The organism is Streptomyces beijiangensis (genome assembly GCF_017315755.1).
Lineage (GTDB): Bacteria > Actinomycetota > Actinomycetes > Streptomycetales > Streptomycetaceae > Streptomyces > Streptomyces beijiangensis.
Map to the genome: position 1 here is coordinate 16,728 of NZ_JAFLRJ010000146.1, position 25,028 is coordinate 41,755.

The window sequence follows — 25,028 nt, forward strand, 5'->3', positions numbered from 1 at the left end:
TCGTGGTCCTGCCCGCTGACCACCATCAGTCTGAGGAGATCTCATATGGCAGTACGTGCAGTACGCGCCGGCCTGATCGGCATCGCGGTGGCGGGCGCGCTGGCCGCGACCGGATTCGCGGCACCCGCGCAGGCCGCGGACAAAAGTGCGGACGGGCGATCGGACCACGCCGGAACCCAGGCTGCGATGGACGCTGCCGTGAAGGACGGAGTGCCGGGCGTCGCCGGGCAGTCCGTCGACAAGTACGGGCGCTGGAACGGCACATCGGGCGTCGGCAGTCTGAAGACGGGCCAGCCGCGCAGCGCCCACGACCGCTACCGGGTCGGCTCCATCACCAAAACGTTCGTCTCCACGGTGCTGCTCCAGCTGGAGGCCGAGGGGAAGCTCGATCTGGACGACAAGGTCGAGCAGTGGCTGCCCGGGGTCGTCCACGGCCAGGGCCACGACGGCAGCAGAATCAGCGTCCGGCAGCTGCTCAACCACACCAGTGGCATCTTCGACTACACCACGGACGACGCCTTCGGGGAGCGGGTGTTCAGCAAGGAGTTCCTGAGGCACCGTTACGACACCTGGACGCCCTCGCAGTTGGTGAGGATCGCCATGGGGCACCGGCCCACCTTCGAGCCGGGCACCTCCTGGAGCTACTCCAACACCAACTACGTACTCGCCGGAATGATCATCAAGAAGGTCTCGGGCCATGGCTACGCGGACGAGATCGAGCGGCGCATCATCGAACCTCTCGGCCTGCGCGCCACCAGCCTGCCCGGCACCGACGCCTCGATGCCGGGGCCGAGTTCACGCGCGTACTCGAAGCTCGTCCAGGAGCCGAAGCCGACGGACAGGACGTACGACGTCACCGAGCTGAACCCGTCGCTGGCCTCGTCGGCCGGCGAGCTGGTCTCCGACTCCGGTGATCTGAACCACTTCTACAGCGCCCTCCTGCGCGGAAAGCTGCTGCCGCCCGCCCAGCTCAAGGAGATGAAGGACACGGTGCCGATCGAGGGCGCGCCGAACGTGGGTTACGGCCTCGGCCTGATGCGCAACGAGCTGTCCTGCGGCAGCGAGGTCTGGGGCCACGACGGCGGCATCCACGGCTCCTCGTCCCTGGCGCTGACCACGGCCGACGGACGTCACTCACTCGCCCTCAACTTCAACGGTGACTGGTCGGGCGACAGCGAGGCGGTCGCCGAGGCGGAGTTCTGCCCGAAGCAGTAGCGAGGCCGAAGGCGTAAAGGCGGGGCGGGGCCTGCCGTCCGGGGCCCGCCCCCTGTCGTCTCCCGGTCCCGAAATCCCGGTCACGACGATCCGGCAACCGATCCGTGGCAGCAACAGCCCACCACGCCGATCTCGCTCTGGAAGAGCTACACCCGTCGCCGGTCATCGCCGGCTTCGCGGGCGGTGTCGGCGAGCCGCGAGGCGACGGCTCTCTTGTAGTTGCGCGCGTACTCGGATGCGGCGTGCTGGGGGGCCCTGGGTCGATCCCCGCCCCGTACGCCCAGAGGTCTCGGCCCGGCATATCCGCCCCGGTCTCCTGCGCGACCGCGGTAGGAGGAATCAGCCCACTCGATCACACCCTCGGCCGGCAGCGGGGGTCGCCCTCGTGCCTCCTCCCAGTGGGCTCCAGGACGATGGCAGCCCGGACGAAGAAGTTCTCCCTCCGCAGATCGAGCCGGTGCGTACGGAACTCCTGAAAATCGCTGTCCGAACACCGGAGCACGGTGATAGACATCGGCGTGGAAAAGAATCTTGAGTTCCCTGACCTGTTGCGACTGATCGATGAACGGTCGACCGACTTCCGCGCCGTGGTCGCCGCCGCGCCCGGTCTCGACGCGCAGGTGCCGACCTGCCCCGGGTGGACGCTGTTCGATCTGGTGAAGCACCTGGGTGGGGGAGACCGCTTCTGGGCCGCCATCGTCGGCGCGGGGTCTGCCGACGCTCCCCCGGCCGAGGCCGTCGCCGCGCGCGCCGCGCTGGAAGTGCCGCAGGAGCGTGAGGCCCTGCTGGCCTGGCTGGACGCGTCGACGCAGCTCCTGCTGGGCGCCCTGCGTGCGGCGGGACCGGAGGGCGGTTGCTGGACGTGGTGGCCCGCGTCGCAGTCACCGCAGACCGCCGGCGGCACCGCCCGGCACCGGGTCCAGGAGACCGCGGTGCACACCTACGACGCCCAGCTCGCCGGGCGCGCCCCGCAGCCGCTGCCGGTCGAGCTGGCACTCGACGGTGTGGAGGAGTTCCTGTTCACCGTCTGCGCAACGCCGAGTGCCTGGCCGCACAAGCCCACGGCCTTCGACTTCCACGCCGCCGAGGGCCGCTCCTAGCGCCTCACCGTCGACGGCGACGGCGCACGCACCACCCGCATCCCCGCGCCCACCGCCGCGACCGGCGAAGACTCGGACGCAGCCGGCGCCTCCGTCCACGGCACGGCCAGTGAGCTGGTCCTCTACCTGTACGACCGGATCCAGGCCGACTCCTTGCACGTTGACGGAGACGCAGGGCTGCTCGACCTGCTCCGCGCCTGGGAGCCGGAGGAGAAGTAGGACGTAGCGGGGGCGGTTGGCCGCGCCTCGAGCCGGTAGGACACGACTCTTCGCCAGGTTCGTCAGTCGCGGCACCGGGCTCAAACCCGCGAGGCGGCCTCGGGGCGTCACCAAGCCGACCGTCTACCTGGATGGCAGTGCGAATTTGTCCGTCCCAGCGATCACGAGAAGCGACGCGACTGCCGTGCATGAGAGCAGGGCCTCTTGGCAGCTCGAAGCGTGTCGAAGCCAACGTGCGGTCCAGGAGGCCCTGTTGTCGCATTTCTACGGCAACGCGGGAGTGGGGTCCACTTCAGCCACTCTCGCGTGTGACTGTCTGGCTCACCGGTTCGGGAACGCCAGGGACCACGGGGCGCGCGAGCGTCGGTATCCCACCGACATGTCGGACGCCGAGTGGGCAGCGACGCCGGTGCGCGGGGACTGAGCGGAACTCGGTTGGCGGCCGTGGCTGGCCTATCGGCCCTGATGACTTCCAGGAAGGGACTGTTCGGATGTTCGTGCAGACCCGGGCAGCAGTTTGCCCATCGAGTGTCGAGCGGCGGGTCGCCCACTTTGGGTCATGGCTGGCAAGCGCTCTTTCGGGTCTGGCCACCCTTGTCCAGACTGCATGGCAGGGGATGTCGGGAGGGGGCGCAATGGCTGTACGGAGCAGACGACGCTCCGCTGCTCGTAGGCGGCGCGAGGCGCGGTTGAAGGTGATGGTCGGTGGTGGGGGACTGCTGGTCGTCTTGCTGGCGGTGTTCTGGCCGACGGTCTGGTTGTACGTGGTGTGTTTCGTCGTGGTGGCCGGGACGGGAGCCCTGGGGTGGTGGCTGTGGCGCACCGACCGGCTCGTGAGAAGCCGGGACCTGAACTGGCGACAGCAGGAAGCAGTGAAGGCCGGCCACCGGACCCTTGCAGAAGTCGACGTGATGACCGGCACCGAGTTCGAAGACCTGGTTGCCGACCTGTGCCGCAGAGACGGGTGCACCGAGGTGCGGCGCGTGGGTGGGTCGCACGACAACGGTGCGGACGTGCTCGGGCGGCTGCCGGACGGACGGGCCATGGTGGTGCAGTGCAAGCGGTACGCGCCGAGCGCGGTGATTGCCAGCCGCGAAGTGCGAGATCTGCTCGGAGCCAAGGTGCACTTCGAGGGTGATGTGGCGATCTTCGTGGCGACTACGCGGTTCAGCCGCCCCTCCGAGGAGTTCGCGGTGAAGCACGGGATCCTCGCCATCCACCGCGACCACTTCGGATTGTGGAACAACGGCGCCTCGCTCGAGTCCTTGGTCCACGTGAATGGTGCGGGCCAGGGCGACAAGCGTCACCGGTCCAAGTGGAGGAAGACATACGGGCGGTAGCGGCGCGACGAGGGGGAGAGCCGGCAAGGCGAAGGGGCCCTCCTGCAGCCGGGGCTGCGGTGGAAAGGCCGGCGGTCAATCCGTGCCGGAATGGGTGTGCGGGCCAGGACCGGTGCCCGCACTTTGGGGGCAGTACCGCCGGGCTGATCCAAACTTGTGAAGGTGCAGGACCTGGACCTGCGCGAAGGCAGGCTCGATCGACTCGGCACGAGCCGTTTCGCCATCGACAGGACCTTCGCGGCACGACCGGCGGGCACCTCGTCGGATTCTTGGGCTCTGCCGTTCCGCGGTCGTGCAGGGATTCTCTGGTCAGTGCTGGTCCGGATTGTCCATCAACCTGCGGTGGAGTTCGGTGGTCATGGTGTGGATGGCCCGCGTGAGTTCGGTGTTCGTCTTGAGCTCCAGTTCTTGTTCGACGAAGTCGTGGTCGGCTTTTGCCTGCTGAAACTCTGCTTGCCGGTTCTGTCCGATCATGACGAAGGTCGACAGGAAGATCGCCTCAAGGGAGACGACCAGGGTCAGCATGGGCCACGGGTTGGACTCCACGAACAGCATCCAGAGCACGAAGCCCACTGCATGGAGGTAGACGAAGACCATGGAGCCGGCGAACTTGGTGATCGCATCAGCGATGCGCAACTGGATGTCGCCCGCGCGCTTGGACCGGTGGGCAGCAACGACGGGATGGTGCTGCTGCGGGACCTCTCGGTCGCTCATCCGAACGCGCCTGCTTCCTCAGAGGGCTGTTGGAGTGCGGTAGATGCTGCATGGTGCCACCCCAGGTGTCCGCGGCAACAGCCGCATCTGCCCGGAACCTGATGGCGCCACGTTTTAGGGCCGGTTGGCCCCCTGCGCGGACCTTCGGCCCACAGCGCGGCGACGGTCGGGGCGGCACATTGAAGGAGTCACCGCACTCGCAGTGGCAGTGTCGGGAGGACGGGATCGCCATGGCAGTTCACGATCATTCGAGGGGGCGAGCGGGACTACGGTTCCCCTCGCGCCGCAGGGCACCAGCCTCATCCACATCGGTCGCGGAGCGTGACACCACCCGGTCGACCGCGTTCACCACGGTCTTCGCGGGAGTGCGGATCCTGACCGGGTTCGTCTTCCTCTGGGCCTTCCTCGACAAGGCGTTCGGATGGGGCTACGCGACTCCTTCGGGCAAGGGCTGGATCGACGGCGGTTCGCCGACCAAGGGCTTCCTCAGCGGCGTTGCCGCAGGACCGTTCCAGTCCACCTTCCACAGCATGGCCGGGGACGCCTGGGTGAACTGGCTGTTCATGCTGGGGCTGCTGGCCATCGGGGTTGCTGTGATGTCAGGGGTGGCGCTGCGGTTCGCCGCGGTGGCCGGCACCGTGATGATGGCGCTGATGTGGGCTGCCGAATGGCCGCCGGCCCAGCACCTCTCGAACGGTCAGCCGAGCATGTCGTCCAACCCCTTGGTCGACTATCACGTCCTGTACGCCGCGATCCTCATCGCGCTCGCACTCGGCCATGCCGGCCACGTCTGGGGCCTGGGCCGTGGCTGGGAGCGCACGGCGATCGTGCGCGACAACCGCTGGCTGAGCTGAGAGGGCGCCCCTCATGCGACACAGCAAGATCGGCTCGGTCATGACGGGCGACGTCGTGTGCGCCGAGTTCGGCACTCCGTTCAAGGAGGTCGCCCGCCTCCTCGCCGAGCACAAGATCAGCGGCCTGCCCGTCGTGGACGGCGACGAGCGGGTGATGGGGGTCGTGTCCGGAACCGACTTGATGCGCGACCAGGCACGCACAGCGCTTTCCCCCCAGCCGTCGCTGCGGCCCCGTCTGCGTCTCCTGCCCAAGGGACGCAGCCAGTGGGACAGGAACGTCAGCGTCCGGGAGCACTCGGCCGGTCAGTTGATGTCGAGGCCGGCCGTGACGATCCACGCCGACGACACCGTCGCCGTCGGTGCGCGGACGATGGCGCAGCACGGCATCGAACGGCTGCCGGTCGTCGACGATGAAGACCGCCTGGTGGGCATCGTGACCCGGCGAGACCTCCTGCAGCTCTTCCTGCGGCCCGACGCGGACCTGCACCGCGAAGTCGTGGAATCGGTTCTGGGCGGGGCGCTGCGTCTGCCGCTGACGGCCGTCTCCGTCGACGTCCAGGACGGGGTGGTGATGCTCAAGGGCGAGGTGGAGCGGCGCATCGAGGCCACCGTCGCCCAGCGGATGGCCCAGCAGATCGATGGTGTCATCGATGTCGTCTCCGAGCTGACCTGGCGTATCGACGACAGCGTGGGCGAAGCCGTTGAAGAGCAACTCCAGGACGTTGCGGACGCCTGGATCCACAAACTCTGAGGGTGAGGAGACCGGTCATGCCACGGCAAGCACTCGTTGCGTACGGAACGAAGAACGGTTCGACCCGGCAGATAGCCGAGGCCATCGGAACCACCTTGCGCAGCAACGGGATCGAGGCCGAGGTGTATCCCGCATCCGACGTCGAGGACGTGGACCCCTACGACATGGTGGTTCTCGGCGGCGCCTTGTACGAGGGACGCTGGCACAGGGACGCGGTGCGCTTCGCACGCCGGCACCGTGCCGCGCTGCTGAACCGGGCGGTGTGGCTCTTCAGCAGCGGACCACTCGACAGCACTGCGGCGGAGCGGGACATCCCGCCGGTGCGCGGCGCCCGCCGGGCGCAGGCGAGCCTCGACGCCCGGCAGCACGTCACGTTCGGCGGCCGGCTCGAAGCCGGGGCGAGCGGCCGCATGGCACGGATGATCGTCGAGTCCGGACGCGGCGGGGACTTCCGGGACTTCGACCGGATCGCCGCGTGGGCCACGGGCATCGCGCAAGAGAGCGCTGCAGAGGCACAGTTGCGATGACGGCTACCGGAGCCGTGATGTGGCGTTGGCGGAGCAATCCGCTGCGCAGGACCTCGGACACAGTCGAGGCGTGGACCGGCCTCCTGCTGGCCCTTCTCCTCCTTCTCGCCGCGCCGCTCGCCTGTGTGATGGCGGTGCAGACCACCTACCACCGGGGGCAGGCGACTGCCGACAATCAACGAGAATCCCGGCATCCGGTGCAGGCGACACTCATCGAGAGTGCTCCCGCAGCGAACCTTCACGCCGAGCGCGGGGCCGTCGGTACGAAAGGGAAGGCCGCTGTCCGCTGGAGCACCCAGGGCAGCGAGAGGACCGGGATCGCCATAGTGGCGGCGGGCAGCCCCAGCGGGACGGTGACCACGATCTGGGTGGACCGGCACGATCGAGTCACATCGGCACCACTTGATTCCACCGACGTCGCGGCGCGGTCCGCGGGAGCGGGTTTCGCCGCGATCGCGGGTGTCATCCTCTCGGTCCTCGGTATCCGGGTGTCGGTCGGGCGTATGTGCTTTCGCCGTCGGCTGACCGAGTGGGACCGGGCCTGGGCCGATACCGAACCCCAGTGGGCTCATCGCGCCTGAGACGTCCATAAGCAAGGAAAGGAAGGGAACGATCCATGTCTGTCATGACCAGCATCCTCAGCGGGCTTCCCACGGAGTACCGTGCGCGGATGGCGGAACTCGCCCAGGAGGTCTCCTTCCCCGCTCGTACCCGCCTGTTCAGCGAAGGGCAGCACGCCGACCGGTTCTGGGTCGTCCGGTTCGGCTCAGTCGCACTCGACATGCATGTTCCCGGGCGGCCTGCGGCAGTCATCGAGACATTGGGACCAGGTCAACTTGTGGGATGGTCGTGGCTGTTCGCTCCACACGTGTGGCAGCTGGGAGCAACGACCCTGCGGCAGGTGGGCGCTGCGGAGTTCGACGCCGCTGGGGTCCGGGATGCGTGCCGACGCGACCCGGAAATGGAAGCGGCAGTGGGGTTGTGGGTTGCGCAGGTACTTGCCCACCGGCTCCACGCCGCCAGGATCCGCCTGTTGGATCTCTACGGGCCGGCCGGCAGCGGGCCACAGCACTGATGGCACCCGACCGCCCGGAGGGCAATGTGAGCCAGGAACGCGTCTTCTCGCCGGAATCACCGATCCGGGTCTTCCTGCTCGACGATCACGAGGTCGTACGACGCGGGGTGCACGACCTCCTCGACTCTGAAGAAGACATCACGGTGGTCGGTGATGCGGGGACCAGCGCGCAGGCGCTGGTTCGTGGCCCGGCGCTGCGCCCCGATGTCGCGATCCTGGACATACGCCTCCCGGACAGCGACGGCATCACCGTCTGCCGTGAACTTCGAGACCGCGTACCGGGGTTGGCCTGCCTGATGCTGACGTCGTTCGACGATGACGACGCCCTGCTGGACGCGATCATGGCCGGGGCCGCCGGCTACGTCCTGAAGCAGATCAAGGGCTCCGATCTGGTCGCGGCGGTACGGACCGTGGCGTCGGGGCAGTCGATGCTGGACCCGGCGACCACCGGGCGACTGATGAGCAGCCTCCGTGGCCCCGCTGAACAACCTCCCTCAGTGGCAGGTCAGTTGGATGCCTTGAGCGTGCGTGAACGCGAGATTCTCGATCTGATCGGCGAGGGGCTTACCAATCGACAGATCGGGAAGCGGCTCTATCTGTCGGAAAAGACCGTCAAGAACCACATCTCGCGACTGCTGGCGAAACTCGGGGTCGAGCGCCGGGTCCAGGCTGCAGTCCTGGCGGTCCGGCTGGACTCTCCGCCCCACCAGGACGCCTGACTGCTCTGCCGGCCCTCGTCAACGGCGATCGGGAAGCGGTACCGCCCAGCGGAGGAGAGTCCCGCCCTCGGCCGGTACGGCCAGGGTGAGGTCACCGTCCAGGTTCTGCGCGCGTTCGCTGAGATTGCGCAGCCCGCTGCGAGGTCCGCCCGCGCCGATCCCGACGCCGTCGTCGGTGATCGTCAAAGTGAGGCGCTCCTTGCGGACGATGAGTACGATCTCCGCGGACGAGGCGTGTGCGTGACGGGCAACGTTCGCCAGCGCCTCGCTCAGCACGGCCACCACCTCGTCCGCCATGGTGTGCGGGACGTCGGTGTCGAGCAGTCCCTCCATGCGCAGTGACGGGGTGAAACCGAGTGCGGGGATGGCTTCTTCGGCGGTCTGGGAGGCGTGGGCCCGCAGGCCAGGGCCGACTGCGGTCGCGTCGTGCGCCCGCAGTCCGAAGATCGTGGAGCGGATGATCTTTATGGTGGTGTCGAGGTCGTCGACCGCCCGGCTGATCCGCTCGGTTGCTTCCGGATGTTCGACGAAGCGCTTGGCGCTCTGCAAGGTCATTCCGGTGGCGAACAGCCGCTGGATGGCCAGGTCGTGGAGATCGCGCGCGATCCGGTCGCGGTCCTCCAGCAGGCTCACCTGCTCGGCCGCCTTGCGCCGGTCGGCGAGTTCCAGCGCGAGGGCGGCCTGTCCGGCGAAGCCGGGCAGCGGTGCGATCTCCTCCGGCGCAAACGGCGTGCGCCCCGCGGTGCGGGCGAGCACGAGTACCCCACGAGCGCCGTCACTGGTACTCAAAGGAACAGCGACCGCGGGTCCCATCCCCTTCCAGCGCTCGGGAAGATAGGTGACCCGCGGGTCACTTGCCACATCGGCGGTGACAATCAGCTGTCCTGCGGCCAGGGCTGCCCCGGTCAGGGTCCCCTCGCGCGGCAGCCTCACTCCACGGTGCAGCGTGGCCCCCTCCCCGAGCGCAAGTACCCCGCGCAACTCCTGCGTTCCGGGGGTCAGGAGGTCAACTACGCCGAGATCAGCTGAGGTGATGTCCCGTGCCCGGTTCAGCATCAGTTCCAGCACCGTCGTCTCCGGTGCGCCGGACAGCAGGCCGCTGGTGAGCTCGGCGCCGGCCGCCAGCCAGCGCTCCCTGACCTGCACCTCGGCGTACAGGCGGGCATTGTCGATCGCCACCCCGGCCGCTACGGCCAGAGTCGACAGGACGGCCTCGTCCTCCGCGTCGAACTGCGCACCCCCTCGCTTCTGCGTGAGGTACAGATTGCCGAACACCACGCCCCGCACACTCACGGGCACGCCCAGGAAGGAGCGCATCGGCGGATGGTGTGGGGGGAAACCGTAGGAGGCCGGGTGCTCCGACAGCTCTCTCAGCCGCAGAGGTTGTGGATGGCTGATCAGCTCGCCAAGCAGCCCGTGTCCGGCGGGCAGGGCCCCGATCTGCGCGTGCTCGGCGTCGCTGACACCCACCGTGAGGAACTGTGCGAGACGCTGATCGGGCCCTATCACCCCGAGTGCGCCGTATTGGGCATCGACCAGCACGACGGCGGCCTCGGTGATGTGCCGCAGTACCTGCGAGAGATCGAGCTCGCGTCCCACCGACAGGACCGCCTCCAGCAGACCGTGGAGACGCCCTCGGGTGTCGCGGACCACGCGGATCTGCGCCTGGAGTTCTTCGAGCAGTACATCCAGGCGCAGCCGTGGCACCGTCTCGGACAGTGCGGGTTCCTCGGCGTTCACTGCGGCCTCCGCTCGTTCGCACGGCCCACAGGACCGTGCTGTTCCCGGTGCCCGGTGGGGTGGCGCTGCCGGGTTAGAACTGGTGCTCCGCGTCGTGGCAGGTGACGCAGGTGAGGCGGCGGGCGGGGACCTTGAGGGTGGTGAGGCCCGTGCCCTCCTCGCGGTGGATGTCTTCGGTGCCGGCCTTGGTGTGTTCCTGGCAGGTCCCGGCGCCGCAGCGCGTGCACACGGCACTGGCAGAGGTGGTGGTGCCGAGTTGGAGGCAGTCGTAACAGTTCATGACTTCTGCTGCTCTCTGGTGTGTTGTCGGATACGGCGGGGTGCGAAAGCGCGCCCGGACGGGCGGATTCCCGGAGCGGGTGCGTGCTCCGGTGATGCGGGAGCTGTGTTGAGGGAGAGGGTGCGCCCACGTCGAGGTGGCTTCGAAGTGGAGCGCCTGACCGGCTGATGGCCTGTTGCGGACCCGATCAGCTCGGGGTGTCCATCGGCCGACGTCTCGGCGAGAGGAGGGGGCTGAAGGGGGGCGGCGGCCTGATCGGGTGCTCCTTCGGGCCGGCGGGGTGGGAACAGAAGATCCTCCCACCAGGAGAGCCCCATCACCGTCCCGAGCAGGGCCAGCGGGAGCACAGCGGGAAGGACCAGGACATACATGAGTGCCGCCAAGGCTTCGATGCTCTATCGAGAGGCGGGGCGGGGACGTGATGCCCCGCAGGACGCATCGGGTTGCCGAAGGGCACCGTGTAGAGGAGACGAGATGCAGGCCCTGCGGCAGATGGTGCGGAGTGCGCCGGTGCGACGTCGCGGTGGAAGCGGCGCGGCCGGGGGCTTGGGCGGCACAACCCACGGTAGCCCCCGGGTTCGGTCTTGCACAGCGACAGGTGACTGGGAACACCGGGATCCGGCCGGGCCAGGGACAAGGAGGCTCGGAGGAAACCTTTGTCACGCCGGCTCAGAGTCCCTGGGATGAAACGAGCTGTGAGGGTCTCTGTACAGGTTGAAGGGGGGGGGAGGACTTCACTTTCCCCCTTGGCGGGTGCGATTTGCCCAGAGGCGAGGGTGCGAGTGGTGGAGGCGAATGGCCCTGCGTGAAAGTCCTGTTGTGAGTCGGACAATGAGCAGCGCGGGTGCCCGCCGCCTTGGGACTGCTCGTCCGTTCGCCGGGCGCTCCGCCCTAACCCACCGGAACCGGAACGATTACCACCGGGCAATGTGCTTGGTGCAGCAGCACCCTTGTGAGCGAGCTCAGTTGGAAGCCCCCTGGGTGGCGTCGCCGGCGGGCGGCGATCACCACCAATTCCGCCTCCGCGGTGGCTGCGATGAGGGCGCGCCAAGGTGTGGACCGTACCGACTTGGGCCCGACCTCACGGCTCGGATGGGTCAGGCGCCGTGGGCCGACGATCTCACCTTGCGGTGCGGCTGTGGCTGGAGTGTGGTGGGGGATCGTCTCTCGCGCCGGCATGGTGGGGTACGGATCCGGGAATTCTGCTGGTGCGTGCCGGTAGGTCCGGGCGTGCAGTATGCCCAGCCGGGCGTGGCGCAGTGCAGCCTCCTCGAAGGCGAACAGCGCGGCGTCCGCGTCGTCGTCACCGTCCAGACCGAGCAGCACCCTGCCTCTCTCGTGGCGTTCACCCGAGCCCCGGGGGCCAGTACCCCTCAATACGAGTAGTGGACCGTTGGTACGGCCCGCCATCCGGTGGCTCACCGAGTGCACCATCAGCCCGAGGAAGCCGCCGAGCCCACGACTGCCGACCACGGTGAGGGCCGCGTCGTGCCCCCGCCCCACCAGCACTTCGGCAGGGTCGCCGACAGCTGCAGTCGTGATCACGGCGAGGTCAGGGTGGTGCTCGGCGATCCGCGACGCGGCGGCCCGAAGGACGGGGCCGGCTCCGTCCAGGTCGGCCACGCAGTAGATCACTTCGAGATCCGCGTTACGCAGCTGCGCCTCCTCGGCGGCGGCGTCCAGCGCAAGGAAGGACAGGGGTGACCCGTCCACTCCTACGACAACACGTTGTGCGCTCATGGCCGCTCCTTCAGCGAGGGGTCCTCGACTCGATCCTGGACCCGGGCCGAGCGACCGGACAGGGCCGGTCGAGTCCTGAATGCGGCCCGGTCAGCCCTCGCTGTAGGGCCGTTCGGCTCTCTGCAGCGACCGCCGCACACGGCAGCCTGAAGGAACGCGGGCTACCGGCCTGTCGACTGTGGACGAAACCTCCGGCGACGTGGTGGTGCACATCAAGGGCGCGCTCGGAACCGTGGACCCTTGTGGACAGACCTCATGGACGCCGGGGCCCGAACGGTCGCTGGGTGAGAGTGCTCAACTCGCGCCAACCTGTCCTGCAAGCCCCACGGATAGGGCCATCTGGCACCTGTGCTTGCTCGGGCAGGGTTCCTAGGCTGGGAAACGAGGCTCCGGTCCCCAGCGGCCGGGCATTTACTCCGCTCCGCGAGGCACATCGTGCAGGGCACCGTGGATCAGGGTGCTCCACACGCGCTGTTAAACGCGCAGGGAACACCACTGCGACGGTTCTGGCGATGACGCCCGCTCGGCGGTCTATGGAGGGAGTGCGTGATGCCCGACACCCATCAGGAATCAGCCAGTTACCTGAGCGCGCAGGAGTTGGCCGCGCTCGACGCGCACTGGCGGGCAGCGAACTACCTTGCCGTCGGTCAGATCTATCTGACGGCCAATCCGCTGCTCGAAGAGGCGCTGCGCCCCGAGCACATCAAACCCCGGTTGCTCGGCCACTGGGGGACCTCGCCCGGGCTGAACCTCGTCCACACCCATCTCAACCGTGTGATCAGGGACCACGGCAAGGACACTCTGTGCATCTGGGGCCCCGGTCATGGAGGGCCCGCGGTACTCGCCAACTCCTGGATCGAGGGCACGTACTCCGAGACGTATCCCGACGTGAGCAGGGATGCGGAGGGAATGGCCCGCCTCTTTCGCCAGTTCTCCTTCCCCGGTGGGGTGCCCAGCCATGTGGCCCCACAGACGCCGGGCTCGATCCACGAGGGCGGCGAACTCGGCTACTCCCTGTCGCACGCCTATGGCGCCGCCTTCGACAACCCTGAACTGCTGGTCGCCTGTGTGATCGGCGACGGCGAGGCCGAGACCGGGCCGCTGGCGGCCTCCTGGCACTCCAACAAGTTTCTCGACCCGGTCCACGACGGTGCGGTCCTGCCGATCCTGCACCTCAACGGCTACAAGATCGCCAACCCGGCCGTGCTCGCCCGCCTTCCCGCGTACGAACTCGACGACCTGCTGCGCGGGTTGGGCCACGACCCGATCCACGTCGAGGGCGATGACCCGCTCCAGGTGCACGTCGCGATGGCGCACGCCATGGACACGGCCCTGGACCTGATCAGCAGTATTCAGCGCGGCGCCCGTGAGGAGGGTGTCACCGAACGGCGTCGCTGGCCCATGATCGTGCTCCGTACGCCCAAAGGCTGGACCGGCCCCGTGGAGGTCGACGGGCTCCCGGTCGAAGGGACCTGGCGCGCGCATCAGGTCCCACTGGCCGGAGTACGGGAAAATCCGGATCACCTGCGGCAGCTGGAGCAGTGGATGCGCTCCTACCGTCCGCAGGAGCTGTTCGACGACCGCGGCAGGCCCTCTGCCCAGGTACTTGAGTGCGTGCCCAAAGGGGTTCGGCGGCTCGGCGCGAGCGAGCACGCGAACGGCGGACTCCTGGTGCGTGCCCTGCCGCTGCCGCCGCTGGAGCACTACGCGGTACAGGTCGACAAGCCCGGCGCCACGATGCACGAACCCACCCGGGTACTGGGCGATCTCCTGGAGACCGTCCTGGAGAACACCGCCGAGCGGCGCGACTTCCGGCTGGTGGGCCCGGACGAGACCGCCTCCAACCGGCTGGAATCCGTATACCGGGCCACCGGCAAGGCGTGGCAGGCGCAGACCCTGCCGGTGGACGAGAACCTGGACCCGCACGGCCGCGTCATGGAAATTCTGTCCGAACACACCTGCCAGGGCTGGCTGGAGGGCTATCTGCTCACCGGCCGGCACGGGATGTTCTCCTGCTACGAGGCGTTCGTCCACATCGTCGACTCCATGGTCAACCAGCACATCAAGTGGCTTCGGACCGCGCGCCGCCTGCCCTGGCGCCGTCCTGTCGCCTCCCTGAACTACCTGCTGACCTCGCATGTCTGGCGCCAGGACAGCAACGGCTTCTCGCACCAGGACCCGGGATTCATCGATCACGTCCTCAACAAGTCGCCCGAGGTCGTACGGGTCTACCTGCCGCCAGACGCCAACACCCTGCTGGCTGTGGCCGACCACGTCCTGCGCTCCCGCGACTACGTCAATGTCGTCGTCGCGGGCAAGCAGCCCTGCTTCGACTGGCTGACCCTGGAGGAGGCCCGCGGCCACTGCGCCCGCGGCGCCGGGATCTGGGACTGGGCGAGCACGGAAAACGGCATCCGTGACCCGGACGTGGTCCTGGCATGCGCCGGTGACGTTCCCACGCTGGAGGTGCTGGCCGCAGCCCAGCTGCTGCGCCGCCATCTGCCCGAACTGGCGGTGCGTGTGGTGAACGTGGTGGATCTGGCCCGCCTTCTGCCCTCGGCGGAGCACCCGCACGGCATGCCCGATGCCGAGTACGACGCCCTGTTCACCGCTGACCGGCCGGTGGTCTTCGCGTACCACGGCTATCCGTGGCTCATCCACCGCCTCGCCTACCGCCGTACCGGCCACGAGCACCTGCATGTCCGCGGCTACAAGGAGGAGGGCACCACGACGACGCCCTTCGACATGGTCGTACGCAACGACCTCGACCGCTACCGCCTGGCCATGGACGTCATCGACCGCGTCCCCGGCCTCGCCGAACGCGCCGCCACGATCCGCCAGGACCTGTCGGACACCCGCCTGCGCCACCACGACTGGATCCGCGAACACGGCACCGACCTCCCCGAGGTCGCCGACTGGACCTGGACCGGCTGAACCCAATCGTCAGTGAGAGAGGCACACGTCATGATCCGACCCGTCACTGTGGGAGTCGATGGATCCCCCGAAAGCCTGGCGGCCCTCGACTGGGCGGCACAAGAGGCGCACCTGCGCGGTGTCCCACTCCACCTGCTGCACTCCTGGCCCTGGCAGCCCCCTCCCTCGGCGTCCGCTGCGGCGAACACAGCGGAGCGACACTGGGCGGGACGACTGCTGCGCGAAGCACAGGAGCGCGTCGACAGGGTGCATCCCGGGCTGGACGTCACCGTGACGCAGGTGCCCGAGCCACCGACGGCCGCACTGCTCGACGCGGCGCGAACGTCCGAGCTGCTCGCGCTCGGATCCCGCGGCCTCAGCGGCCTGACCGGATTCCTCACAGGCGCAGTCGCCCAGTCCGTCCTGGCGACGGCAGAGCGGCCGGTCGTACTGGTGCGTGCCGTCGTGCCGGACGGCAGCCCGGAGCCCGGCGGCGTCGACCGGGGCACCGCACAGGACCCGCATCGTGAAGTCGTCGTGGGGGTGGAACTGGGCCGCTCGTCCCATGAAGTGATCGAGTTCGCCTTCGAGGAGGCACGGATCAGGAAAGCGGTGCTGCACGTGGTGCACACCTACCGCATTCCACAGTCCTATGGATTCGACTCGACCGAGTTCATGCCCTTGACCGATGCCGACCTGGTGGCGGACAACCAGCGCGAACTGGCAGAACTGGTGCAGCCCTGGCGGGAGAAGTGGCCGGACTTCCCGGTCACTGAAATGGTCGTCGGCGGCAACGCTGCAGAACAGCTGCTCCGCACGGCGCACGGTGCGGAGCTGTTGGTGGTGGGCCGGCGCCGTCGCGCCACGCACCTGGGCCCGCACACCGGGCCGGTCACCCACGCGGTCATCCATCACGCGCAATGTCCCGTGGCCGTCGTTCCCCACAGCTGAGCACGGCAGCCGATGGCGAGCAGGGAGTTGCCGAGTGCCCGCACGAGGAGGGACGGTTGCGGTCGCGACTGCTGCTGTGAGGTGTCGGTGGACCAGAAGCCCCGTCTCCTTCCCTCCCCGCGTGACCGGGAACGGGTCCAGGCGGCGCACGAATGTGCTCGCCAGCTGGCCGACGAGTACCGGCTGCTGGCCGAGGAGAATCTCAGGCTCAGGCAGCAACTCGCACTTACGCTGAGAAATTTACGTGGGGCAGTGGAAGCCACCCGCCCCATGCCGAAGGAGCCGGTATGACGAGAGGTGGCCTGGGGTTCATGGGATGTCGATGAAGAGGTCCGTGGACTTCACGCGGGCCGTGACCTGGTCCCCGATCTCCAGACGCAGGTCCTCAACGGCTTCTCTCGTTAGCAGCGACACCACCCGGTGTGGACCCGATCTGGTTCACCCATGAGGTGTGGACCGGGGTGTGGACCGCAGTTGGCTTGGTGGACGTCGTAGGCGGCCAGGTAGTCCAGGGCTCCGCCGCGTCCGTACTCGTGGTTGACGCGCATCGCCCTGGCCCGGCGCGGGTGCCAGGGTCGGGTGGCAGCGGCAGCGGGCCTGGATCGAGGTCTTCTCGTCGCTGGAGAGCATGTACTCGTCCGCACTGAGGGGTTCGCCTCGGTAGGTGCGGGCGTGCAGGTCAAGGACGCGCTGGGGGACGCCGAAGCCGGCTCCTGCCCCCAGTCTTCTCCCCGCACCGGGCCACTTCATAAGGGGCCCGAAACACGCTGGGACAGTTGAGGATGTGCACGGCGTCCCATAGCAGGCTCAACGCCCGCTGCCCATAGGCGCCTTGGGACTGTAGGGCCGAGACGAGCTCCGGCCGCACCGCACAATGGCCGGCGACGGCCCGCCCTGCTCGGAATTGGAGAGAGGACCGGGCATCAGCAAAGCGTAGCCGCCTGGTTGCGATCCCCTTTGCAGAGTACGTGCCCGACACCTCGCCATCGAGACCGAGCACCGGCGCGCAGGCCCGATCCATCCAGCCAGGCCCTCCAGTCACACCTGGCCGAAACTACTCAGACCCGCACTCGTACGGGTGACCCCAAGGGGGCATCGTGTTCGGCGGGGCGGTTCCCTCATAGGGTCGGGGCGACCGAAGCGCCAACCGGCGCAGGACACCGATCTGGTCCGGAGTGAACCATGACCTGAAGCAGGCCGCGCACCATGTTTGACGAATTCCGGCAGCACCACTACGCAGGCGTATCGGTCCGACACCGTACTACCGGTCAGACCGGTGTGATCAGGGGCCAGTTGGCGTACCGGTCCCGCGAGAGCGGCTCGGTCGTCTCCCAGAAGGTGTTCGTACGACCGTGCAGTAGTGGGATGGAGTGGTTGGCTACCCCTGCTGACCTGGAGTCCTACCAGGACACCGGGGTGCCGGATGCCGATTGACTCCCCGGGTGACGTCTCGATCGGGCGCCTCCCGCGCCGGGAGCGCCCCGGCTCGCAGGCCGCGCCGCGAAGTCCCGGTGGCCGCACGGTCGCAGAGGACCGGACCAGCGAACTGGCCCTGTTGGTCGAGACCTGCCAGGACGCAATCATCACCCGCACCGCGCAGGGGATCATCACCTTCTGTAACGCGGCGGCGGAGCGACTGTACGGCTATACCGCGCAGGAGATGATCGGTCGCCATGTCTCGATGCTGACCCCGCCCGAACGCAGGGACGAGGTGGCCGGCCTGCAGCACCGGATCGACCGGGGACAGCGGATCAAGCACCTGGAGACCGTTCGGACGGCCAGCGACGGACGCCTGCTGAACGTCGACGAGAGCGTGTGGCCGATCCGCAACCGGGCCGGCACTATCACCGGCGCCTACTCGATCGTGCGCGACGTCGCGGACCGCATGCGCGAGGACGCTCTGCGCGCGGGACTCCACCAGGACCAGCGGCACATCGCACTGACCCTGCAGAACGCCCTGATGAGAACCCCCTCGGCGATTCCCGGAACCCGCGTCGCGAGCCGCTACCTGCCCTCGACCCGGGGCCACGGGGTGGGCGGGGACTGGTTCGACCTGGTCCCGCTGGGAGCCGGACGGGTCGGCGTGATCATCGGCGACGTGATGGGACGTGGCCTGGACGCGGCCGTGGTCATGGGCCAACTGCGCTCCGCCGCCCGGGCCCTGGCCTTGGCAGGGCTGGAACCAAGCGAACTGATGCGGGCCCTGGACGCGTTCACCACCGGCTTGCCCGAGCAACTCGTCACCTGCGCCTACCTGCGGCTCGACCCCGCCCGCGGCGAGCTGACGGCCTGCTCGGCCGGCCACCTGCCGATCCTGCTGGTCACACCCGACGGAAGGGTCGACACACTGCCAGTACCGGTCAGCGTCCCCCTCGGCGTGGGCCAGATCGCGCACCATCAGGTCCTCCTGCCCCTGCCGACCTGCTCGACCCTCGCGCTCTACACGGATGGCCTGATCGAGACACCGCGCACCGACCTCGACGACCGGCTCCTGCACCTGACCGACACCCTGCGGACCGCCTTCGCCACCACCCGCGAACTGGAACACGTGGCCGACCGCGTCCTGCAGGCGCTGCTGCCCGACGCCGCCCCCTACGCCGACGACGTCACCCTGCTCCTGATCAGCCAGGCCGACACCCCGGCCGCCAAGGCTGATCAACGGTTGTCGCACCGGGGCCGGAGCGGTCGTGGAGGCCGCGCGACCACTCCCCGCATTTCATGAAGGGCACGGGAATCCATCCCATACCGCAGGTTCTCGCGGACTCCACCGGCACCAGATCGCGGTCCGATCCTGGAGCTCGACCGACAGCCGATGGAAACGCGTGCATGTTCGCAAGTAGGTCTGGTCTGCGAGGGACGTGCGCTCCTTGACCATGGAATTCTCCTTGCCCGCGCTTGCCGAACTGTCCGTCGGGACCTTATGAGCGCACAAGTCGCCAACTCGGCACACCGCGCGTGGAGGCTCCAGGCGTAGGCGTGCATTGTTCCTTTCGGCGCAAGAAGGGGTCTCTTGCGCCGTTGCCGGGGGGAGCAGACGGGGAGGTCTCCTGGTGTCGTCTCCGGGGCGGATGCCGGGTTTCCGCTTCCAGGCGGAGGCCCCCAATTTTTGGTTCCATGGCGGCGCCGGCTTCGTCTGTCGTCATGTTGCAGTCACGGTGCTGCCGCTTCAGGCGGGTGCTCCCCGTTTGGCATTGCGGCGCGCAACCGATCAAGGGGGCGCTCGTTGTGATCTTGTGGGCGCTGGATGCGCCCTGCCGGAACACTGCCCGGCGATGTGCGTTAGCCGAAGAGGGTTGCTGGTCATGAAGAGCGTTCCGATGACTCAGGGCGTGCCGTGGCACGTGTCCGCGTTCCGCCTCGGGGGTGCGGAGTCGGCTGAGGCAGAGCTGGTCGGCAGGGTTCGTGAGCTGAGGGCGAGGATCCTGTTCGACCGTGGTCGTCGTCCCGGCTTCCGGACGTCCGACGGCGGGTACGCCGACGATCAGGACCTGGACTTCGGCGCCTGGCACTTCATCGGGAGGCGGGAGGCCCGCCGCTGGGGTACGTGAGGCTGTCCACGCCCGAGACGGGTGAGCTGTTCCAGACCCGGGCCTACCTGGGTGCGGAGCGCTACGAGGAGTGCCTGCGGGAGTACGGCCTCGGCACTGCGAAAACGTTTGAGCACAGCCGTCTGGTGGTGGAGCACCAGGCGCGCAAGCTGGGCCTGGGGATCCATCTGAACGCCTTCGCCATCGCGGCCGCACGCTGCCTGGGCGCCAAGGCGATGATCGGGACCTCGGGTACTGCCGACGGGCAGGACCGGTTCCATGAGCGGTTCGGCTTCCGTCCCGTCCCGGGCACGCGCCGCTACGTCGAGCGGTATACCGAGGACGTGGTGATCATGCTCTATCAATCCGCCCTCCCGGCGGGCGAGTACGCCGGGCTGGTCGAGCACCTGGAGGACGCCTTCCCGGCCGCCACCGTCTCCGCGGAGCAGGCCGGACTCGACAGTGACCTCAGGGTGGACCGGCCGGAGCGGGAGGGTGCCCGTCCTCCTGCCGTTGCGCTCAGGGTCGCAGCCAGGCGTGGTGACGCCGCTGCCCGTGAGAGCTGGCAGCCCGTGCTCTTCGACCTGGCGCGCGAGCAGGACCGGCCCGGTGTGCAGGACCTGCTCGATTCGGGTGAGGTGCGCGAGGTCATGGACACCATCGGGGACCAGCTGAAAGAACTGGTCACCAGCCGTGAGCCCCGGCTGCGTTCCTCGCCGGAGGCCGTGGAGCGGGCCGTGGCCGAGCAGCTGGGCGGGGCCGGCCGGGACGAGTACGGAACTTGGGCCTGGTACCCGTGGTCGGGACGACTGGTGCATCTGCTGCCGCGCGATGAGTTCCGGCTGGTGCGCACCGACCGCAACCGTGGACGGATCGACCGCGCCCAGCAGCGCCGGCTGCTGGGGCGCCGGGTGGGCATCATCGGCCTCTCGGTCGGCAGCAGTGCCGCCCTGACCTTCGCGATGGAGGGCATCGGGGGATCCTTCAAGCTCGCCGACTTCGATTCCCTCAGCGTCTCCAACCTGAACCGGCTGCGGGCCGGCGTGCACCATCTCGGCCTGAACAAGTGCGTGCTCGCGGCCCGTCAGATGCTGGAACTCGATCCCTGGCTGGACATCGAGATCTACCAGGGCGGCCTGACGGACGAGACGATGGAACGGTTCTTCTCCGGTGGTGCCGGTCCCATCGACCTCCTCGTCGAGGAGTGCGACACCCCGTATGTGAAGCTCGCCGCCCGTGAGCGGGCCCGGGCGCTCGGCATCCCTGTCGTGATGGACGCGAACGACCGGGGCCTGCTCGACGTCGAGCGGTTCGACCTCGAACCCGACAGGCCCCTCCTGCACGGACTGCTCGGCGGGACCACCTCCGCCGACCTGGCGGACCTCACCCAACAGGAGATGGTCGACGTCATCCTCACCATGGTCGACCGGGAACGCATCAGCCCGGAACTGACCGCTTCCATCACCCAGATCGGCACCACCCTCAGCAGTTGGCCGCAGCTCGCCTCGGGCGTGGCGCTCGGCGGGGCACTGACCGCCGAGGCCGGCCGCCGCATCCTGCTCGGCCAGCCCCGCCCGTCCGGACGCTTCTACACCGACCTGGAAGTCCTCACCGCCGCCGACCGGAACACGCTCGCACCACCCGGCCGCGGGCAACAACTGACTGTCGCCGCGGAGGCAACGTCCTCCCGGCCCCGAGCAAGGAACTCCCTCATGACCACAGCCACTGACATTCTGACCCGGGTGACCGCCATCGTCGCAGCCGTCGCCGAGCTCCCGGTCGACGGACTCGCGCCCGAGAGCCGACTCGTCGAGGACCTGGACCTGGACTCGCTCCAGGTCGTGGAGATCGCGGTCCGGGCCGAGGAGCTGTTCCAGGCACCCGTCGACGATTCGCTGCTCGCCGAGCCGGAGACCACCGTGGCGGGGTGTGCCCGGGCGGTGGAGGAGGCGCTCGTCCAGGCGGTCCGCCCATGAGCGGCCAGGCGCCACCCACCGCATGGGGCATTCACGGGCTGGGCGTGCACATCCCGGACCGCTGCGTCGGCAACGCGGAGATCGCCGAGCAGTACGGGGTGGAGCCCGCGTGGATCGAGCGCATGACCGGCATCACCCAGCGCCACTGTGCGGAGCCCGCTCAGGCCACGTCCGACCTCGCGCTGGCGGCCGCCGAGCAGGCGCTCGCGGATGCCCAGCTGTCCGCCCGGGACATCGACGTCATCCTGCTGGCCACGAGTACACCCGACCAGCTCGCGGTCGCCACGGCCTGCCGGGTGCAGCACCAGCTCGGCGCGGACCGGGCCTGGGCCACGGATGTCGGCGGAGCATGCGCGGGATTCCTCTACGCCCTGAAGCTGGCCCACGACGTCCTGGCGGCGTCCTGTCCCGGGGGCCGGGCGCTGGTCATCGGCGCCGAGGTGTTCTCCAAGTTCCAGAACCCCGGCGACCGCTCCACCGGGGTGCTGTTCGCCGACGGCGCCGGCGCGGTCGTCGTGGGTCCGGCGCCCGCGGGGAGGGGAATCCTCTGCAGCACCCAGGGAACGGACGGTGGACTGGCCGACATCGTCGGGATCCGCGCCGGGGGCAGTGCCCGTCCGGCCAGCGAGCTCACTGTCACTGAAGGCGGGCACTACCTGCACATGAACGGGAAAGCCGTCACGGCCTACTTCCACGAGATCTTCCCGCAGGTCGTCGCGAGGCTCACTCAGCTGTCCGGCCTGAACCTGGATCAGATCGACCTGGTCATCCCGCATCAGGCCAACCCGCGCATGCTCCGCACCCTTGGCGCCGAGCTGGGCATCTCCACGTCGCAACTCGTGGTCACCGCCGATACGTTCGGCAACACGGGGGCGGCTTCGATCCCCATGGCCCTGCATGCGGCACGGTCCCAAGGGCGGCTCAAGCCGCAGAGCACCGTCCTGCACGCCGCTGTCGGCGCGGGGATGAGCTGGGCGGGTTCCGTGCAGCGCTGGCTGTGACCCCGTACTGCCGGCGAGCAGGATCACATGGGACCTGAGCTTGACTCTGTTGGGGATCTTGGAGTGAGCGAGGTCAACTGCCGAGGGTTCGCCAGGACTTCGGCCGGGGGATCTTGTGCTGATCGAGATAGTCCTGGAAGGCGGTCGGCTGTCGGGGCGTGGGCGCTTCCCCAGTCGGCGGCAGTCCGCTGAGGCGCTCGATGTTGATGGCGATGGCAGTCAAAACGTGCTGGAGGTGGCCCTTGCTCTGCCCTCGGTGGCGACAGCGGCGCATGCCATGGCCGTGGGCGAACTCGTTGACCGTGCCCTCCACCCCGGAGCGCACCGTGGAGCGGGTCCTCACGTCGGCGCTGTGCCGCTGAGGGACGAATCGGCGACCGTCCTTCGGGGCTACATCGCCACTCTCGAAAGCGAGTGCGCGCCGCGGTACGCCCGTCAGATTCTCACCTCGCTCTCGAACATCTTCGAAACGGCCATCGACGACAGACGCCTGGTACGCAACCCGATGCGCGCCAAATCAGTGCGCTGGCCCAAGGCCCCGGACGACCAGCAGGAAGTCAGGACGTCGACTTCCGGCGCGGGGTTATCCGGGTGCGTAGGCAGGTCCGGCTGCTCAGCGGCCGTTTGTACTTCACCCTGCCCAAAGGCGGGAAGACGCGCATCGTCGACATGCCAGGTCCGGTCGCAGCCGAGCTGGCCGAGTACTTCCTGCAATACCCGGCTGCCGAGGTCGAACTGCCATGGGGCGGGCCGGAGCGGGAGAAGGGGCAACGCTGGAAGGCGTCCCGCAAGGACGGGTTCCACGTTCTCCGGCATACCTTCGCCTCGACCACTACGCCCACTTCATGCCGGAGGCGGGTGGGAAGGGACGCACGGCTATCGACGTCCTACTCGGTCTGGTTCCCGAGTACATGCCGGAGAACCTCGCCGGCGCCTGAGAGAACGGGTGGCACAGCGCACGCTGTGCCACCCGTTGCGCTGTGCTGGCTTGCTGATGGTCCGTCCCGCCCGAGTTGGCAGTGACGATCTTGAGGCACACGCGCAGCGAACACATCCGTCCCCGGGGCCGCCGGCGCGAGTCAACAGCTTCGGTGGTCTGTCGCCCGTGGGGAGAGGGCTACTGGTGGTGACAATTTGCAGTGGAAGGGGAAGGCGGGGCGAGTCGCCTGTGAAGCGTCAAACGAGTCGTGTCGGTGGCAATGACTGGCTTTCCCCCCATGCCGCGCATTCTCCCCAGATTCTCCCCAAGGGGTCAAAATGGACCATGAGCAACGTTTGCTTGAGTGAAATTGATCAAGGTCGTCAAGGTCGTCGCTACAGCCAGTCCCGCCGTTTGAAGATGACGTACAGACTCACGCAGACGATCCCCATCAGGCCGATCGCGAACGGGTAGCCGAACGCCCAGTTCAGCTCGGGCATGCTCTCGAAGTTCATGCCGTAGATCGTTCCCACCAGTGTGGGTGCGAAGAGGATGGCCGCCCACGACGAGATCTTCTTGATCTCCTCGTTCTGCTGGAAACCGGCCTCCGCGAGCGCCCGCATCTCCGCGTTCTGCTGCTGCGTGACGAGCGTGGCGTTGACCGTGAGGATCTCGGTGAGGGCCTGGCGGAAGCCGTCCACGCGTTCGCTGGTGTGCGTGACGTGGTCGGCGACGTCGCGCAGATAGCGCTGCAGTTCCTCGTCCGTGCCGTACTTGGCGAAGCCCGCCATCAGCGCGTGCAGCATCCCCACCAGAGGGCGGGTCGCGCGCTGGAACTCCACCATTTCGCGGGAGAGTTCGTAGATACGGCGGGAGACCTCGGGGTCGCCGCTGAAGACCTCGGTCTCGATCTCGTCGACGTCGATCTGTACGCCCGTCACCACCGGCGCGTACCCGTCGACCACCGCGTCGAGGATCGCGTACAGCGCCGCCTCCGGGCCCAGGCCGAGCAGTTCCGGGGTCTCCTCCATCCGCTTGCGTACGGCGGAGAGGTCCGGGGCGGCGCCGTGGCGGACCGTGATCAGGAAGTCCTTGCCGACGAAGACATGCAACTCGCCGAAGTCGACCTCCTCCTGGGCGTCCAGGTAGCGGGCCGCGCGCAGTACGACGAAGAGCGTGTCGCCGTAACGCTCCAGCTTGGGGCGCTGATGGGCCTCCAGGGCATCCTCGACGGCTAGCGGGTGGAGGTTGAACTCGGCGGCCAGGGAGAGGAGTTCGCGTTCGGACGGGCGGTGCAGGCCGATCCAGGCCATGCCGTCCGGGTGTTCGCGCAGCTGGCGGAAGGTGTCGGCGAGCGAGGCGGGGGTCGAGACCCGGCGGCCGTCGCGGTAGAGCGCGGCCTGGACGACGCTTCCGTTGTCGTTCTGTACGAGGGGCTGCTCGGGGGGCTGCGGTGCCAGCGGTGTC

At 68.4% G+C, this 25,028-nt stretch carries 22 protein-coding genes and 2 pseudogenes; 16 read left to right on the forward strand and 8 right to left on the reverse strand.

The genetic code is table 11. From position 1 onward, the window contains the following. The first annotated feature begins 45 nt into the window (after positions 1 to 45). The 3 genes and pseudogenes from J0695_RS15990 to J0695_RS16000 all read left to right on the forward strand — a co-directional run bounded on the left by J0695_RS15990 (position 46) and on the right by J0695_RS16000 (position 3,874). The gene (locus J0695_RS15990; protein ID WP_206962717.1) at positions 46 to 1,215 is read left to right on the forward strand and encodes a serine hydrolase domain-containing protein; all 1,170 of its coding nucleotides are present in this window, start codon (positions 46 to 48) and stop codon (positions 1,213 to 1,215) included. Positions 1,216 to 1,733: 518 nt separating this feature from the next. Beyond that, positions 1,734 to 2,534 (forward strand): annotated as a pseudogene (locus J0695_RS15995) (maleylpyruvate isomerase family mycothiol-dependent enzyme). Positions 2,535 to 3,232: 698 nt separating this feature from the next. Next, entirely contained in the window at positions 3,233 to 3,874 is a 642-nt protein-coding gene (locus tag J0695_RS16000) for a restriction endonuclease (protein WP_206962738.1), read from the forward strand. 309 nt (positions 3,875 to 4,183) lie between these two features. Here J0695_RS16000 and J0695_RS16005 read toward each other — a convergent pair whose 3' ends face one another. Then, complete coding sequence (locus tag J0695_RS16005) at positions 4,184 to 4,588, reverse strand: DUF1003 domain-containing protein (protein ID WP_206962718.1); 405 nt, start codon at positions 4,586 to 4,588, stop codon at positions 4,184 to 4,186. A 230-nt stretch (positions 4,589 to 4,818) separates the two neighbouring features. Between J0695_RS16005 and J0695_RS16010 the strand changes: the two genes are divergently transcribed. Genes J0695_RS16010 through J0695_RS16035 form a run of 6 tightly spaced genes read left to right on the forward strand, consistent with a single transcriptional unit; the run spans position 4,819 to position 8,514 of the window. Beyond that, the gene (locus J0695_RS16010; RefSeq protein ID WP_206962719.1) at positions 4,819 to 5,442 is read left to right on the forward strand and encodes a hypothetical protein; all 624 of its coding nucleotides are present in this window, start codon (positions 4,819 to 4,821) and stop codon (positions 5,440 to 5,442) included. A gap of 13 nt (positions 5,443 to 5,455) precedes the next feature. After that, complete coding sequence (locus J0695_RS16015; protein WP_206962720.1) at positions 5,456 to 6,193, forward strand: CBS domain-containing protein; 738 nt, start codon at positions 5,456 to 5,458, stop codon at positions 6,191 to 6,193. Between the two features lie 17 nt (positions 6,194 to 6,210). After that, positions 6,211 to 6,720 (forward strand): flavodoxin domain-containing protein, encoded by a 510-nt coding sequence (locus tag J0695_RS16020; protein ID WP_206962721.1) that lies wholly within the window; start codon positions 6,211 to 6,213, stop codon positions 6,718 to 6,720. After that, the gene (locus J0695_RS16025) at positions 6,717 to 7,301 is read left to right on the forward strand and encodes an Rv1733c family protein (protein WP_206962722.1); all 585 of its coding nucleotides are present in this window, start codon (positions 6,717 to 6,719) and stop codon (positions 7,299 to 7,301) included. The genes J0695_RS16020 and J0695_RS16025 overlap by 4 nt, the downstream gene beginning before the upstream one ends. A 35-nt stretch (positions 7,302 to 7,336) precedes the next feature. Further along, positions 7,337 to 7,795, forward strand: a complete 459-nt coding sequence (locus J0695_RS16030; RefSeq protein ID WP_206962723.1) for a Crp/Fnr family transcriptional regulator — start codon at positions 7,337 to 7,339, stop codon at positions 7,793 to 7,795. Further along, positions 7,795 to 8,514: a response regulator gene (locus tag J0695_RS16035; RefSeq protein ID WP_206962724.1), complete on the forward strand. Its 720-nt coding sequence runs from the start codon at positions 7,795 to 7,797 to the stop codon at positions 8,512 to 8,514. The genes J0695_RS16030 and J0695_RS16035 overlap by 1 nt, the downstream gene beginning before the upstream one ends. A gap of 18 nt (positions 8,515 to 8,532) precedes the next feature. Here the strand turns inward: J0695_RS16035 and J0695_RS16040 are convergent, their stop codons facing one another. Together J0695_RS16040 and J0695_RS16045 are read right to left on the reverse strand one after the other, a co-directional pair. Continuing rightward, complete coding sequence (locus tag J0695_RS16040) at positions 8,533 to 10,254, reverse strand: sensor histidine kinase (RefSeq protein ID WP_206962725.1); 1,722 nt, start codon at positions 10,252 to 10,254, stop codon at positions 8,533 to 8,535. A gap of 73 nt (positions 10,255 to 10,327) precedes the next feature. Continuing rightward, entirely contained in the window at positions 10,328 to 10,534 is a 207-nt protein-coding gene (locus J0695_RS16045; protein ID WP_206962726.1) for a DUF2180 family protein, read from the reverse strand. A 492-nt stretch (positions 10,535 to 11,026) separates the two neighbouring features. Here J0695_RS16045 and J0695_RS45660 point away from each other — a divergent pair, with 492 nt between their 5' ends. After that, on the forward strand, positions 11,027 to 11,221 hold the full coding sequence (locus J0695_RS45660) for a GLUG motif-containing protein (protein WP_372445776.1): 195 nt from the start codon (positions 11,027 to 11,029) through the stop codon (positions 11,219 to 11,221). Between the two features lie 204 nt (positions 11,222 to 11,425). Here J0695_RS45660 and J0695_RS16055 read toward each other — a convergent pair whose 3' ends face one another. Next, positions 11,426 to 12,274: a universal stress protein gene (locus J0695_RS16055; RefSeq protein ID WP_206962728.1), complete on the reverse strand. Its 849-nt coding sequence runs from the start codon at positions 12,272 to 12,274 to the stop codon at positions 11,426 to 11,428. A 549-nt stretch (positions 12,275 to 12,823) separates the two neighbouring features. Between J0695_RS16055 and J0695_RS16060 the strand changes: the two genes are divergently transcribed. Together J0695_RS16060 and J0695_RS16065 are read left to right on the forward strand one after the other, a co-directional pair. Then, complete coding sequence (locus tag J0695_RS16060) at positions 12,824 to 15,208, forward strand: phosphoketolase family protein (RefSeq protein WP_206962729.1); 2,385 nt, start codon at positions 12,824 to 12,826, stop codon at positions 15,206 to 15,208. Positions 15,209 to 15,238: 30 nt separating this feature from the next. Beyond that, positions 15,239 to 16,138, forward strand: a complete 900-nt coding sequence (locus J0695_RS16065; RefSeq protein ID WP_206962730.1) for a universal stress protein — start codon at positions 15,239 to 15,241, stop codon at positions 16,136 to 16,138. 309 nt (positions 16,139 to 16,447) lie between these two features. On the opposite strand, the pseudogene J0695_RS16070 reads toward J0695_RS16065, so the two are convergent. Further along, positions 16,448 to 16,573, reverse strand: a pseudogene (locus tag J0695_RS16070) (TOBE domain-containing protein); the annotation flags it as partial. A gap of 988 nt (positions 16,574 to 17,561) precedes the next feature. Here J0695_RS16070 and J0695_RS16075 point away from each other — a divergent pair. From J0695_RS16075 to J0695_RS16090, 4 genes are all read left to right on the forward strand, one after another. Next, the gene (locus J0695_RS16075) at positions 17,562 to 18,860 is read left to right on the forward strand and encodes a PP2C family protein-serine/threonine phosphatase (protein WP_206962732.1); all 1,299 of its coding nucleotides are present in this window, start codon (positions 17,562 to 17,564) and stop codon (positions 18,858 to 18,860) included. A 595-nt stretch (positions 18,861 to 19,455) separates the two neighbouring features. Beyond that, complete coding sequence (locus J0695_RS16080) at positions 19,456 to 19,686, forward strand: hypothetical protein (protein ID WP_206962733.1); 231 nt, start codon at positions 19,456 to 19,458, stop codon at positions 19,684 to 19,686. Further along, positions 19,683 to 21,641 carry a ThiF family adenylyltransferase gene (locus J0695_RS16085; RefSeq protein WP_206962734.1) on the forward strand — a complete coding sequence of 653 codons (1,959 nt, stop codon included), beginning with the start codon at positions 19,683 to 19,685 and terminating at the stop codon, positions 21,639 to 21,641. The genes J0695_RS16080 and J0695_RS16085 overlap by 4 nt, the downstream gene beginning before the upstream one ends. Continuing rightward, on the forward strand, positions 21,638 to 22,642 hold the full coding sequence (locus J0695_RS16090; RefSeq protein WP_206962735.1) for a 3-oxoacyl-ACP synthase III family protein: 1,005 nt from the start codon (positions 21,638 to 21,640) through the stop codon (positions 22,640 to 22,642). The genes J0695_RS16085 and J0695_RS16090 overlap by 4 nt, the downstream gene beginning before the upstream one ends. Positions 22,643 to 22,715: 73 nt before the next feature. Here J0695_RS16090 and J0695_RS16095 read toward each other — a convergent pair whose 3' ends face one another. The 3 genes from J0695_RS16095 to J0695_RS16105 all read right to left on the reverse strand — a co-directional run bounded on the left by J0695_RS16095 (position 22,716) and on the right by J0695_RS16105 (position 25,021). Beyond that, the gene (locus J0695_RS16095; RefSeq protein ID WP_307798650.1) at positions 22,716 to 22,985 is read right to left on the reverse strand and encodes a transposase; all 270 of its coding nucleotides are present in this window, start codon (positions 22,983 to 22,985) and stop codon (positions 22,716 to 22,718) included. A 92-nt stretch (positions 22,986 to 23,077) separates the two neighbouring features. After that, positions 23,078 to 23,458, reverse strand: coding sequence for a hypothetical protein (locus J0695_RS16100; protein ID WP_206962736.1), 381 nt, complete (start codon positions 23,456 to 23,458; stop codon positions 23,078 to 23,080). Between the two features lie 498 nt (positions 23,459 to 23,956). Beyond that, on the reverse strand, positions 23,957 to 25,021 hold the full coding sequence (locus J0695_RS16105; protein WP_206962739.1) for a magnesium and cobalt transport protein CorA: 1,065 nt from the start codon (positions 25,019 to 25,021) through the stop codon (positions 23,957 to 23,959). Between the last annotated feature and the right edge of the window lie 7 nt (positions 25,022 to 25,028).